Source organism: Bradyrhizobium sp. USDA 3315 (assembly GCF_054056795.1).
The window spans coordinates 5200432-5213772 of sequence record NZ_JBSRYP010000001.1 but is presented as its reverse complement, the minus strand read 5'-3'; the positions used below and the strand labels follow the sequence as shown (position 1 = coordinate 5213772).

Below are 13341 nucleotides of genomic sequence, written 5' to 3'. Positions count from 1 at the left end.
CTCCTTATCGACTAGTGCAGCCGCAAATCTGTTTCAAAACCCGAATTCGTGATCCGTCCGCGATATCCGCCAAGGACGACCTGCCCGATGACGCTATTTTCGCCGAGCTGACCCGGATGCTCGCCGTCGAGCACCAGGATATCGCCGTCCGTCTCGAACATCGCCGCCGGTCGCACGTGCCAGGCGACTGCAATCCTCACACCAAGCGGCACGAACCGTTCGAGGATGGCCGGCAGTAGCGGCGCGAGAACCCGCGTCACGCCGGCCGGCGCGGTCAGCGAAATCCTGATCGTCGGAACGATCGCCCCGAGCGGGCTGCAATCAACCGGCTGACAGGAGAGACGGATCGATCCAAGTTTCGCTCCACGCCCAAGCACCGATTGCGCGACGCTACGGCCCGCAAGCAGGGCCGGGATGGCGGCACCCTTTTGATTCCGGCCGCCAAGCCGCAGCGCCTGATACTCGACCGTTACGTCCACAACGCCAACGATCGCATTGTCGCCAACAAGGCATTTCAGCAGCACAATCAGGCCCGCGCGGGTGCCGCGCTGAGCGATCAGTTCGCTGGCGCTTCGAAGCAGACGGCGTTTGCTGTCAGCAGGCAGGGCATCATGCCAGGGCAGATCGAACCAACGGCCGAGATAGTCGAGCCAGCACTCGGGGGCGTGGCCAGCATCGAGCTGTCGACCGATGCCATCAATGGCCGCGTCGATGTTCTGGGTCGTCGCCTCCAGCACGCCAACAAGCCGGCGCAACACACCGGCCGGATCGTGCTTGGGACCATTGAACATGGCCGGCAGGCGCTCCATCAGCGAAATCTCGGGGTAGAGCACGCGCAATGCCGTCAGCCGTGGCGGCGGGGCCGAAGCCGGAACGTCGAGCCGCAACCGCAGCCAGAGCCATTGATCCTGGGTCCCGAACAGCGGAACGGCGATCGCGCCCTCTGAACCGGCCGGACCCAGCACCGTGAAGCTGCGTTTCCTGGCGTCATCTTCGTCGCCGCCCAGGAGTTGCCAGATCAGCTCCTGTCGACGGGCAACCGTGAGGTCGGTGTCCTCAGAGACAGCGTCCACCGCGCGCGCCAGGTTTGGATCATCAGTGCTGGCGTAGCTCACCTCAAGGGCTGCGCCCCTGGGCAGATCCATCGTCAACTCGGCGCGCGACCAGCCCCGCCGCTCGCCACCTGCGGGAGACGTCAGCATCGGCGTGATCAGCCATGCGGTCGTTGCCGCTGCTTCTTCGGCCCCGTCGCCCAGGCGCCATAGCCCGCTGTCCGTTGCAAACCACACCGTCGCGCGGCCGAGGGCGAAGTCGATATCAGATTCGACCTCGTGGCTGAACAGATCCGTAAACGGCGGGTGCAGCAATTCGCCCGAGCTGTCGAGCATGATGAATTGCCATTTGCCGTCGCCGTCAACGCCGCCAAGGCCGACCCGCTCATGGCCGTCTGTCGCCAGACGGAGCGCGGTCCATCCCGGCACGATCTGTTCGACCGGCAGATGGCGCCTGACCGTACCGTCGCCGGTTTCGACGAACGACAGTGTCTTTGCTTGCTTCGAGAGCAGGACAATCGTCGCCCCGCGTTCGAGCGTGCCGATCTGATCCGGTGCGACACAAATATCCGGCACCGCAGGGCTGTCAGCGACACAGTCCTGACAATCGAAATGCAGGAGCGCATGTCCGTCGGCGGTGGCGGCGAGGAGCCAAACTCCCTCCCGCCCGTCGGTCGCGATATCGACAATAGCGATGCAAGCAGGCTGGTCCGGAGCTCGAAGTTCGTGCAGATCGACCGTAAGATCGCTCTGGAAGCTTTCGCGATCATAGCGCCGCAGCGTTCGTGCCTCGAAGGCCCACAACCAATGACGGTCGAGCACGATGCGCGGGCTTGCTTCGATAATATGGTCGATCCAGCTGGGGCCATGCGTGACGCCCAATTCGTCTTTCCATCCGAGCGCGCCGGCCTGCGCACACGCAGGAGACGCCGCGAACCGCCAGAGCGGATTGTCATAGGGGTCGACCGCGACGGTCGAAAGCGCCACCGTTGTCCCGGACGGAAACGCGTGGGGCCCGAGCGGCCGCAGCGGGACCAGCCCATCGCCACCGGCGAGGAAGCCGCGCCCCAAGCACAGCTTCCAGTGCTCACGCCTCGAGAAACGATAGACCTTCTGCGCGCTCATGCCGAAGATCTCCCTGGCTGGTCGAAGGTCAGGTCGCCTGGGGTCAGGACGAGACGGGGCAGCTCTTGCGGCGCGAGCGAAATCTTGTCCGTCCCGGCCCTTCCCGATCGGGACAGGGCGACCTCACCCACTCTGGTCACGCCGGGCAGTCGGCGTAACCAGGCCTTGACCGCAAGCGCGGTGACGTCGCGACCAAACGCCCAGGCCCGGTCGGGAATTTGTGGATTGGTCGCCGCAAGGTTCTCCGCCAACAGGTCCTCGGCTGTGGCCCTGACCGCTGCCACGTTGGCGGTACGAGCGACCGCCAGCCGCGCCGTGATGCGGACGTCGACGTAGCGGGGCGCGATGACACAGAGGCGTTGACCGAGCGGCACGCGCGGCGCAAGCCGCATGCGGATGGTCTCAAGCCACGCAGCGGATTCGGGCGCTGCTCCGCCTTCGGCATCGCGCGCCCCCACGACGAGCAAGACACGTGTGCCGCGTGGCTCCCGTCTGTCGGGTGGAAGTTCGATCGCGCGAGCGACCCCAAGTCCGGCAAGCATTATGGCCGCCTGTGCGAGATCCTCGGCCGTGACGTAAGGTTGCCTTCTGACGCGATGCTCGATCGCCTGGACTTGCAGCTGGTCGAGCGTATCGGCGTCACGGCCCCCGCTGCATGGCTCTCCATTCTCGCCGCACCTGCCGGCAAGGTCCTTGAATCTAAGGGTCCAACCGACGCCTGCCGGCAGGTTGCCGGCGGCTCCGGCGCATGTGAAGTAGTCGACGGCAAGGGTTGCGTATGCCGGCAGTACCCTGCCGTTGACCCCGTTGCCGAACTGAATCAATCCCGCTGCCGGATCAAACGTAAAGTGCTGGTCCGTGGGAGAGCTGTTCTCGAAATCGGCCACTCGCGTCCAGCCAGGCTCGCCGCCGGATCCAGGCGTCGTCACGCTGAAGAACGGAGTATCGATCCAGCCACCTTCGCGCAGCGAATAGACCTGATCCGGAAGCCCGGTGCCGATGCCGGCGGCTTCCTCAATCTGCGCGACGCGCTGGAGCGCCGATATGACATTGGCGGCTATCCGGCGCAGCCTGGGCGGCCGCACCAAACCGCCCGCAGCGGCACGAAGGACGATCTCGAAACCCTTGCCCCTCTGCTGCTGGCGCGGCATCGCCAACATGAGCACGCCGCTCGTCAACATCCCTCCGGTCGTATCGCGGATGATGTCCAACACCTGTTCGCCGTTGTCGTCTCGCAACGCCACCCGCAAACGGGATGGACCAGGCTCGGCTTTGGCGCTCGACTTCCTCTGCGTCTCGACGCCAAGCACCAGCACCGCTTCTTCGTTGGTCGGAACGTTCAGCCTGCCGATGAAGCCGAGCACCAGGCTGTCGCCTTCGCTCGGAGCGGGGCCAAACGGCAGGAACGTTGCGCCGTTATTGCGATTGATCCGCGTCTGGTCGGCCACCCGGCCATCGGCGAAATGAGTCGTGACCTTGACGAGCCGTGCGCCGGTGATGAATTGGGCCATATCAGTGACGAAAGCGGGCGCATCCGGGTAGTCGGGGACCATCCGCGCTCCGGCATCGATCGTTTTATCGTCGAAACGACCTGCACCCGGCGGTTGCGGTTCGCGCTCGGCCGGCCAGATCAGGGCCGTCGCCGAAGCGGGCCTGCGCAGCGAGATGCCGAGCATTTTCGCGTAAGCTACCCGCTCGTCGCGCCGCAGTCGCGACAGAGCATAGATCTGCGCTTCTGCCTCGAAGGCCAGAAGCTCGATCAGCATGATGCCGGGATCATGAACGTTGTGATCCGTCCAATCCGGCGCGAGACCCGGAATCGACGATCGGCCGTCCTCGAGCAGCCGTTCAAAATCGATATCGTCGAGATTGAGTCGGAGGTCCATCAGCCGGCGCCTCCTTGGTCGACCTCGGTGATCACCGAGACACCGTCAGCGCCGACGGCAAACAGCTCGGTGGGACGCAAGACGCGTCTATTGCCGGCCGCGAGTGTGATCTCGATCTTCTCGACGTCGACGAGGTTCTCGATGCCCGAAAGACGCGCGGCGATGTCCGCTTCATCCGGGATCATCCCCAGAGGCCAGCCGGAGCTATCCAACCCGCCGATTGCAGGGTCGAGCAGGCTCAGCACCCGCTTGATTGCCTCGGCCGTCACCGAACCGCCCAACGCGAGATCGCTGACGATGAGCCGAAGGGAGATCCGGCCCTCGACGATCACCGGCTTGTCGACGATGAGCGCGCCAGGCACGGAGAATTCCGGTGGCGTTCGCTCGCGGAGGTAAGCCGCCAGTTCGCGCCGCGCTGCGTTCGTCGGCACGGGCGCGCTGCCGCGCATGATCTGCACGACCCGCACGCCGGTGGCGGTTCGCAGCGCCTTGACCTGGGCAATGTCCGGCGACGATTGCAGCGCCAGCTGCTCGATATCGCCGAGGGTCAGGGCGCGATCGCGCATCCGCAGGTTAGCCGGCGCAAACCGCAGCGCCGCCTCCGCGCCTTGCGGGCTCGAGCCGCCCGCGGCGCCCTCCGGCGCAATGGTCGCCTCGACGCCGCTGATCGGCGTGATCAGGTTGAGTTGGCCCCAGGCCGTAACCCGGTTCGCCGCAGCTCCGCCGAGGCGCTGATACGTGACTGCAACGATATTGTCGCGGCCGATCGGCGGAATGCGGCCATGCCTGCCGTCACCAAAAACGATTTCGCCAGTCGACGCATCGAGATCGAAGACGCGCGCGGTCCCGTCGGCAGCGGCGAGGATATCTTCCGTCCAGCGAACCCAGGCGCCCTGCCATGGCCCCACCTTGGTCTTGACCCTGTCCGGATCCGACTTGTTTAGCTCAACGATATCCTCCTCGCCGAGCGGCTCCCGTATCCTGAGTTCAAGAGAGCCATTGATCACGGGCGGGCGGGCGACAGACACTTTCAGACCGGGCGAGCCGTCCGACGAGCCGAGAATCTCCAGCTTCTGCGTTTCGGCGGCGCGCGCGAAGGCCGCATTGAGATAAACGGCGCGAATCTGCGGCCGCCATCGCGTTGCTTCGAAGCCAGCCCTCGGCTTCAGCCGCAGCCAGTGCAGCGACCTGCCGAAATAGCTCGCCTCCAGCAGCGGCTTCGGCAACGACAGCGTCAGCACACCGCTCTCACTCAACCCCCGCGTCCCGTCTTTTACGGCGATGGGCGCGAAGATCCCGTCGGCGAACGCCTCGACCGCCAGCGGAAAGGCACCATCGTCGGTAGCATCGTTGACGAGGAAAAGGAGCGCGAGCGAGTCACCCTGGAGCGGCGCGTCGAAGCCGAGATAGATAGCGCGGTCGGTTTCGGCGTCGGCGTCGGCGGGGCCGGCACCGGTGCCGGCATGGTCGTCGCAGCCACAATCGGCGGATGCCGCTCCCGTGCTCGTGGCGATACGCACGCTCCCGCGCGGCAGGGCGTTCTTGAGCGGCGTAAAGATCTGCACCTCTGCGTTCGGACTTGCGTTGGCGGCGGTCTGATCAAGATATCCGCCGCTGTCCTGGGTCAGCACCGCGTCCGGCAACAACTTCGTGCAGAGTTCATAGCTTGCCCTGATCGAAGTCAGATATGGCGCCCGAATGCCGCTGGCATCGCGCGTGACGGTTTGCGGCTCGCCGACTATCGCCGGGCTCAGCGTTACGGCCTCCTGGCCATAGTCGCCGCCAATCAGACGCGCGCGAATCCAGTAATTGTTGCGGCCGACCACGTCGCTGGGTTTCAGATCGTCGGGAACGTCGAAGATGATGTCTCCGGACGACACCAGGTAACCGGTCGTATCCGTCGTCACCACGATCTTCCACCAGCTCTGCCCGTTCCAATACTCCCACGAGAGTTCCGGGCTGCGCGGCCGTGGCGGAGCGTAGGTAGTCTGGCTCGCGGATTTGCTGACCAGGTCGACCGTTACTACTTCCGGCGTGCCGGAATCGACAACGTCCGACAAAATCACAGTTGTCATCCCGTCGATCGCATACTCTATTTTGTACGGCTTGTTATCGATCAATGCAGTCGTCGTCTGATCGAGTGGGAAGTCCTGCGCTTCCGGAAACGTCAATGCCGAGTGCGGCGTCGCACTGAAGATTTTTTCGTGATCCTCTGATTGCAGCGGCATCACGTTGCGATAGCTGACGTGCTTATTTGTGCTTGCGGGCAGATTCGTGGTGAGCGTCGCGATCTTCGTGGCCTCGTCGTACGTCGCGATTTGAACGACGCGCTGTGTTGGCTGACCCGTCCCCCAGAACACAAACAGGAAGCCGTCTTTGGCAGCGACATTTTCATCCGGATGAAGCGTCAGCTGACCTGGCTCACCTGGCTGCTCTGCGCTATTCCAGGTTGCTTCCCGTTCCTCGGTCAGGGCACGGTAGACCGCAATATCGGTGGCATTTGGTTGCGCTACGCTTTCATCAACCAGGAAGAACGTGTGCCGCGCGCCGACATCGAACGCCTTTGCCCCGACCATTTTTCGCCGCTGAGGGGCGTTCGGCGTCAGGTCGATCAACAGGTTGTCCTGTCCTCCCCATTCCCCTCGCGCATTCACAAGCAGCCCCACCATCACCCTTGTGCCGGGAATTTCACGCTCGGGGAACAATTGCGCGAGCGCAAGCGATCCGCCCGCCTCCGGCACGACATACTTCCCGAGATGTTGGACCGGTGCTCCGTATTGGCCGGTGTTGTCGGCGCTGCGCGATCCTTCGATCGGGACCGTCCCTTCGAGACCCTTCCAGATCATCGGACAAACGTTGTTACCCTTCTTGCCGAAGAAGATGACCGCCGGATCTTCCGCGAGACCCGGAACCGCACGGACCGCACCGAAGCTGCGACCCACAAGCTGGCACTTGGCTTCGCGCAGGCGCCCCGTACCGTCTGCATCGACCGCAACCGCCCACTGCTCAACGTGTTCGTCTTTGGTCCCTTCCTTGACCTTTTTGGCACGCGCAGCGAACACCATCTCGGGGCCACCGCGAACCAGCGCCATCGGATACACGGTCGTGTCGATCTTTTCCGGGTACAGAATGTTCCAGCTCGGGGATGCGCCATCGGGGACGCGAAATCGCAGCAACGCGCCATCGGTGGTGACCGCAACGAGACCGAGGCTCGCTTTTTGAGAGCCATTTTTTTCCGCGGGGTCAATGAAGGCAGCCAGTCGCGCGATTTTGGCGCCGTCAGGCGGAGGCGGAGCTACCTTGGACCATGCCGCGTCATTAGGCGCGTCGCGCTTGTAGATGGTGCCGCCGGCCACGGCATATGCGATCACCGAATTGCCGATCTCGGAAAGCGCGAGAACGGTGTCGGTGACGTTTGCTTGCGGATCCGGCGTACCCAGCAGCTTCCAGGGATCGGTGCCGCGCGGAGCAGCCGAATTCCAGAGCCAGACTTCGTTCGCCGCGGCGGCGCTGACATACGCCGTGGTGCCAATAGCCGCCGCGCCCGGTCGAAGGCCGATGGTCAGGCTGATGGGCTGACCCTTGGTGTCCCGCGGCAATGTCGGCGCAACGAAATCTGGAACGCCGGCGGCGACGGCGGTTGCGACGTCATCGATCGTGATGATTCGCAGACGGCCGTCGCCGCCGATGCCAGCCACGAGGCTCTTGGTGTCGAGAAGCGTGACTGAGATGATCGGAGCGGAAAAGCTTTCTCCGGCCTCGATGTGAATGGTGACCGTCGCCTTCGCCTTCGAGAACGCTTCCTTGCAACCGAGGTAGAATGAATCGAACAGGCGCGGTTCGCGGCCGAGCGGGTAGAAAGCCGTTGCGAACACCAGCGGCGAAGTGTTGGCGATGCCTTCTAGTTCGATCGGCTCCGCCTCGCCGGATTTTTCGAGCTTGCTCTTGAGTGTGTCGGAGAGCTCGCAGTTCAGCTGCAGGTGGAGGCTGCGCACCCGCTCCTGCATCGGCTGATTGGGTTTGGGAGGCTGGGGTCTTTCGGGAGGCTGGGGCTTGGCGCGGAGCCAGCGGGACGGCTTGCCGCCGATCTCACGCGGCTCGATCGAGCCTGCCGGCTTCCACAGCAATATTCGTCCGGCGACCTTCTCCTGATCCAGTTTGACCCAATCGACTTTATCCCCCTTGTCTTCTTTCCCCCAATAGGACCATTGGCAGGTCTGCTTCGTCGGTCCGCCGGTGATCTCGATAAAGGCCGCGGTCTTGATGTCGAGCCCGGTTTCAGACCCAAAATAGAAAGCATGCTGCTGCTGGTCCCGCTCGTTCGTTCCAAATGGATCGAAAGCTGTCAGCCGTTCGAACACGATACCGGCGGGAGCATCCGGCGGCGCGGAAGATGTTTCGGTGATCCCGAGCCCAGGTTCGATGGTCACCAACCCATCCTTGGCCCCGACCACGCGATAGCGGTTTTGCGCCTCGTCCTTGATCCAGTCGCCGGCTTCCAATCCGGTCGGCGGATCGAGCTGGATTTCCGGCGATCCACCGGCCGCGGCGGCGGCAAGCCGCCACTCGTTCGGTCTCGGCTTGGGCGCCTCCCAGGGCGACAGCCCCTCGAACGGCCCGAAGAAGCGATCCGAAGCGGGGTCGGCGGCCAACACCGCCGCCAGCGAACCCGGAACGATGCGCAACTGCTGCTCGGTCTCGAAGATCACCGGCTCCCCGCCGGCATCGGCTTGCACCTGGATCGGCGGCTCGGCCAGCACGGCTTCGGACCTGGCGGCCATGCGGAACGCCAGCGGAATACGCGCGGCGCGGCCCGGTGTTCCGCGGACATTCAGCCAATGCAGAAAGCCGCGGAAGCTCTTTTCCGCCAGACGATCGAGCCGTTGCGTGACCTGCGACTCCAGTTTCGCCGCAATCTTGAGCACGGCTGCGCCGGGGTCGCCGGCCTCCTTCAGCGCGCTCCACTCGGGCAACCAAAGGCGCGCACGGTCGAGCAGCTCCTTCTCGAAATTGAGGCGGCGGCGCTTGTCGTAGCTGGGCAGCGGCGGGAGGGTCATTGACGACGCACCTCCGCCTGGCTCGCGCCACCTTCGCGGAAGTAGAAGGGAAAGACATAGTTGCCGATCTGGTTGGTCTGCCGCACCCGGTATTCGAGCTCGACCAGCAGCAGGCCCTCGAGGGCGTAGGGTGGCTTCGCGACGACGCGGATCGGATCGATCCTCGCCTCGTATTTGATCAACGACTCGCGCACCTCGGTCTCGACCCTGGTGAGCATCGCAACGTCCATCACGTCGTAGACAAGTTCGTGGATGCCGCAGCCGAAATCGGGCCGCATCACCCGTTCGCCGCGTTGCGTCCTCAGGATGATCTCGATCGCCTGTTTGATGTCGTCCTCGTAGGCAACGAGCTGCAGTGTCCCGGTCCTGGGATCGATCGCGATCGGGGTATTCCAGCCCCGTCCCATCCAGTCCTTTTGCTCGTTCATCACGCCCCTCATCCGATCAAGACCGTCGGCAGACCCTGGGCGATCGGATTCGGACCGCCCGCCTCGACCACGACGTCACCGACGCGCGCCGCCGGCGCGCCGCCGATCAGCACTGTCGCGCTGCCCATGGAGACCATGCCGCCGACATGCGGCTGCGGGCCGTTGGACAGCGGGCAGAGATGCATGTCCGTTCCGGCGCGCCACGCGGGCATGCCGCCGATCAGCACGGTCGGACAGCCGGGCCCGGGCGCAAGGCCGGTCCCATGCGAGGTAAGATCACCTGAACGTGCTGCCGGCTGTCCCATCAGTTGATCTTCACGATTGAGCCCTGGACGGTAAGCAGCGCACCGGCGGTGAGCTTCATCTCACCGGTGGCCGCGATCTCGATCTTTGGTGCTTTCAGCGAGAGGCTGGCGGCGGATTCGATGCTGATCGATCCGCTGCTGGTCTTGATGACCAGCTTGTTGCCCTTTCCGTCGTCGAGCTTGATGCCGTCGTCGTCCAACTCGAGCTTCTTGCCGTCGTTGAGTTCAAGCCGCACCAGACCCTTGCTGCCATCGTCGAAGGTCAGCTTGTGGCCTTTGCGACTCTTGACCATGCGAATGTCGTTCTTGCCGTCGGCATTGTTTGTCGGCGACTTGTCGACGCCGTTCCAGAGTGAGCCGACTACGTAAGGAAAACGCACGTCGCCACGCTCGAACGCGACGAGTACCTCGTCGTCAACTTCGGGAAGGAAGTACGTTCCGCGGTCCCGGCCACCCATCGGCAGGGCAACACGCGCCCAGTAGCTGTCGCGGGGACGACTGTGCCAGGGATAACTGACTCTGACCCGCGCCTGCCCGCTGTCATCCTTGTTCTGTCGAACGATCGCCACCGCGACGCCTTTGGCGGAACCGCCGGCTTCAAGCGTGGTCTCCTGCGGAAACGGCTCGATCATGTTCATAGCGAGGTCTCCTTGACCTTGAACCGCGTCCGGTAGCCGTTGCTGTCGATCTTGTGGATGGTCTGCTGGATGTAATAGGTTTTCGAAAAGGGGACGCCGAGATTGCCAATGGCGACGTTGCGATCGGGCAAGAGGTCCGGCAGGCCGATGCTTTCGGCCTCGCCGGTCAGAAACCGCTTGGCGTGATCGTTGAGCACCGCCTCGGCACGGCGCCGCGCTTCGGCTTCGGTGAACACCGGCTGGCGCAGTTGCAGCACCGCCCCCTTGCCGATCGCCGTCTGCAGCGCTGCGCCACCGCTCGTACGGGTTCCCTCGCTACCCGATTCCTCGCCGGCGACCGCCTTGCCGACGATCGCCTTCTTGCTCTGCGGGTCCCAGCCATAGACTTCGACCGAGGAGACCTGTGCTGCGAGGTTCGCCTCCGGCTTGAAGCTCAGCAGACTCTCGCCCCAGCGCAGCGAAACGACACCGGCCTGCCGGTCCTTCGGCGGCGCGAAGCTCAACAATCCTGTCGGCGGGTCGATGAAGAACTCGTAGTGATTGCGGGCGGCGAGCTTCTTGATGAACTCCACGTCGCTTTCCTGGTTCTGCTCGATCTGGGCGTGCTGTTCCTTGGTCGGCTCGACCCTGGTGCTGAGGTTGTGCTCACGCGCCAGCAGGTTCACGACGTCGCTGTCGCTCACCTTGGCCCAGCTCTGCGAGCGCTTGCCGAGCGTCATCGAGAACATATTGTCGTAGCCGGCAACGTTGAGTTCGGGCGTGCCGTTCTCGGCAAAGCTCGTCGAAATCTCCGTGACGACCCCCCTGATCATCGGCGTGAGCTTGCCGTGGTCGCCATAGCCCAGTGCGATCTCCACCGCGGCGCCGAATTTGAGGAGCTCGAGCACGGACTTGCCGTAGCCGCTCAGGAACGCCCGCCGCTCGAGGTCATAGGTTTCGACCACGGTGAAACTGAAGCGCCCGGCGCCGCCCAGCGTCAGATCGACCTCGACCTGGCTGACGCCGATGGCGAGGTCCTGCGTCAGCACCTGCCCTCCGACCTTCACCACGAAGGCCGGAACGTAGAATGCGCCATTGCGGTCAGATGCTTCGGCGAATTCCATCTCTCTGCTCCAGTGGCGGAACCTTTACCCATTGTCCGGAAACGACGTCGCGCGGGTCATCGAGATCGTTGGCCCCTGCAATCACCCGCCAGCTGGTGACGTCGCTGTATTCGCGCGACGCCAGCAGCCAGAGGCTGTCGCGCCCGACGATGACGCGGCGCTTGCTCTTGTCGGCTGACTGAAGACGCGGCTTCGTGACGAGTTCGCCGAGCGTCTTGTATTCCTTGAAACTCATGCTCACTGTCGCGCGCACCGGCTGGCCGTCGGGCTGAAACATCGCAAGCTTGCGGGACAATTTCTCGATGATCGCCTTAAAGCTCAGCTTGCCCCAGACGAAGCGGACGATCGGTGGCGCATGCTGGTCGTTGTCGATCTCGAGCAGGCCCGCCAGCTTGTCGAGACGCTCCCTTACGCTGCTTCCGTCCGCCGGCTTGTCGGTATAGTCGTCGAGGAATAGCTCCATCGAAAGGACATCCGCTTCACCGTTGATGAAGTGGATCAGCGGGCCGCTGAGACCGGGGACGGATGTCGACTTGTAGGCGTTGGATCGCTCGATCGTGTACTCGGAAGGATTGAACAGGACTCGCAGCTGCTTCCCCGCAAGCGAGCCCGAAAGGATGTCGATGGTTGCCTTCTCCAAAGCCATCATCCGCTCCTAAAGTCCGCGTCGTTCGCGCTCGATGCGCAGGCGCTGATCGATCCGGCGCATCACGTCGTCGGCGAGCCGGCCGGCGAAGACCGGATCGATCGCGGCGGCCGCGTCGCGCCTGGGTTGGTTTGCTGAGGCAGGCACGGCCGGAATGTTCCGCGCCGCCTGTTGCGTGATCGCGTTGGCCGGCAACGCCGCGGCAACCGGGCCTGACGTGTGATGGGCGTTCGTTGCGGGCAGCGGGTGGCCCGCCTGGCCGGAATGCTTGCGCCAGACCAGTGAGACTTGCCGCGGGCGAAGGTCGATGGAAACTTCGCTGCTCCTCTCGACCTGTCGGGGCCGCAACTGCGGACCAAAAGCGCGCAACTGCCGCTCAGCCGGCCGCGGTGCACGCCGCTGGCTTGTTTCGCTGAATTCTGCGGCAGCGGGTACCGGGAGATTGGAAACTGTCGCGGGTGTCAGCGGAATCGATCCGGCCGCAATCGAGCGTCGCCTTGATCGCGTCAAGCGCAGGGTAACTCCGCCGTTGCCTGGCAATGGCGAAATCGCCGCGGAGTCCTTCCCTGATTTGTGAACGATCAGGACCTCCCGTATCCCGCTCAAGCGTTCGCGCAACGTCCGCAACGGGGTGGCCCGGCGCTCGGCCAAAGGAGAAGGCCGCGCCACGATCGACGGCTTCGCAAGCACCCGGTGGTGGATAATCTGGTTGCGCCATACGGGGCGGAACGGCTCAGTCCGGTGCGATGGCGTCGGCAAACTGGGACCCGGCGGTTGGTAATTTGACGCGGAAACCCCGGACGGCGCCCGGATCTCGCGCAGCACGGTGACGGACGGCGGAGCAACGGCCGGAAGCTGCCGCACAAGGCCGGTCGCGAGGTCGGTCCTGATCCGCTCAACAGAAATCTCCCGCCGCACTCCGTTGCAGACAAATTGAAGCGGTGCGCGCCTCCGGCGCCAGAACAGCGAGAGCGGAATCGCACGCCATGGCCGATTGCCGGTGCGCCCTGCAATCAGCTGCACCATTGCGAACCAGGCACGGCGATTGGCCAATGGCCTGCGGCCTGTCCAGATCCTGGCGACAATCATCCGGCCGACCAT

The 13341-nt window shown here is 64.1% G+C and carries 9 protein-coding genes; all 9 read right to left on the bottom strand.

What is annotated here, in order from left to right; all coding sequences use genetic code 11:
• Nucleotides 1-11: 11 nt before the first annotated feature.
• The 9 genes from ACVIYL_RS24145 to ACVIYL_RS24105 are packed head-to-tail and all read right to left on the bottom strand — an operon-like array spanning nucleotide 12 to nucleotide 13341.
• Complete coding sequence (locus ACVIYL_RS24145; RefSeq protein WP_456780040.1) at nucleotides 12-2177, bottom strand: phage tail protein; 2166 nt, start codon at nucleotides 2175-2177, stop codon at nucleotides 12-14.
• The gene (locus ACVIYL_RS24140) at nucleotides 2174-4063 is read right to left on the bottom strand and encodes a putative baseplate assembly protein (protein WP_456780039.1); all 1890 of its coding nucleotides are present in this window, start codon (nucleotides 4061-4063) and stop codon (nucleotides 2174-2176) included. Before ACVIYL_RS24140 ends, ACVIYL_RS24145 begins: the two co-directional genes overlap by 4 nt.
• Nucleotides 4063-9120 carry a hypothetical protein gene (locus tag ACVIYL_RS24135; protein ID WP_456780038.1) on the bottom strand — a complete coding sequence of 1686 codons (5058 nt, stop codon included), beginning with the start codon at nucleotides 9118-9120 and terminating at the stop codon, nucleotides 4063-4065. The genes ACVIYL_RS24140 and ACVIYL_RS24135 overlap by 1 nt, the downstream gene beginning before the upstream one ends.
• Nucleotides 9117-9548 (bottom strand): GPW/gp25 family protein, encoded by a 432-nt coding sequence (locus ACVIYL_RS24130; RefSeq protein ID WP_456780037.1) that lies wholly within the window; start codon nucleotides 9546-9548, stop codon nucleotides 9117-9119. The genes ACVIYL_RS24135 and ACVIYL_RS24130 overlap by 4 nt, the downstream gene beginning before the upstream one ends.
• A gap of 8 nt (nucleotides 9549-9556) precedes the next feature.
• The gene (locus ACVIYL_RS24125; RefSeq protein WP_456780036.1) at nucleotides 9557-9853 is read right to left on the bottom strand and encodes a PAAR domain-containing protein; all 297 of its coding nucleotides are present in this window, start codon (nucleotides 9851-9853) and stop codon (nucleotides 9557-9559) included.
• Nucleotides 9853-10491 carry a phage baseplate assembly protein V gene (locus ACVIYL_RS24120; RefSeq protein WP_456780035.1) on the bottom strand — a complete coding sequence of 213 codons (639 nt, stop codon included), beginning with the start codon at nucleotides 10489-10491 and terminating at the stop codon, nucleotides 9853-9855. Before ACVIYL_RS24120 ends, ACVIYL_RS24125 begins: the two co-directional genes overlap by 1 nt.
• Complete coding sequence (locus tag ACVIYL_RS24115) at nucleotides 10488-11594, bottom strand: phage late control D family protein (protein WP_456780034.1); 1107 nt, start codon at nucleotides 11592-11594, stop codon at nucleotides 10488-10490. The genes ACVIYL_RS24120 and ACVIYL_RS24115 overlap by 4 nt, the downstream gene beginning before the upstream one ends.
• The gene (locus tag ACVIYL_RS24110) at nucleotides 11572-12240 is read right to left on the bottom strand and encodes a CIS tube protein (RefSeq protein WP_456780033.1); all 669 of its coding nucleotides are present in this window, start codon (nucleotides 12238-12240) and stop codon (nucleotides 11572-11574) included. The genes ACVIYL_RS24115 and ACVIYL_RS24110 overlap by 23 nt, the downstream gene beginning before the upstream one ends.
• Before the next feature lie 9 nt (nucleotides 12241-12249).
• Complete coding sequence (locus ACVIYL_RS24105) at nucleotides 12250-13341, bottom strand: hypothetical protein (protein WP_456780032.1); 1092 nt, start codon at nucleotides 13339-13341, stop codon at nucleotides 12250-12252.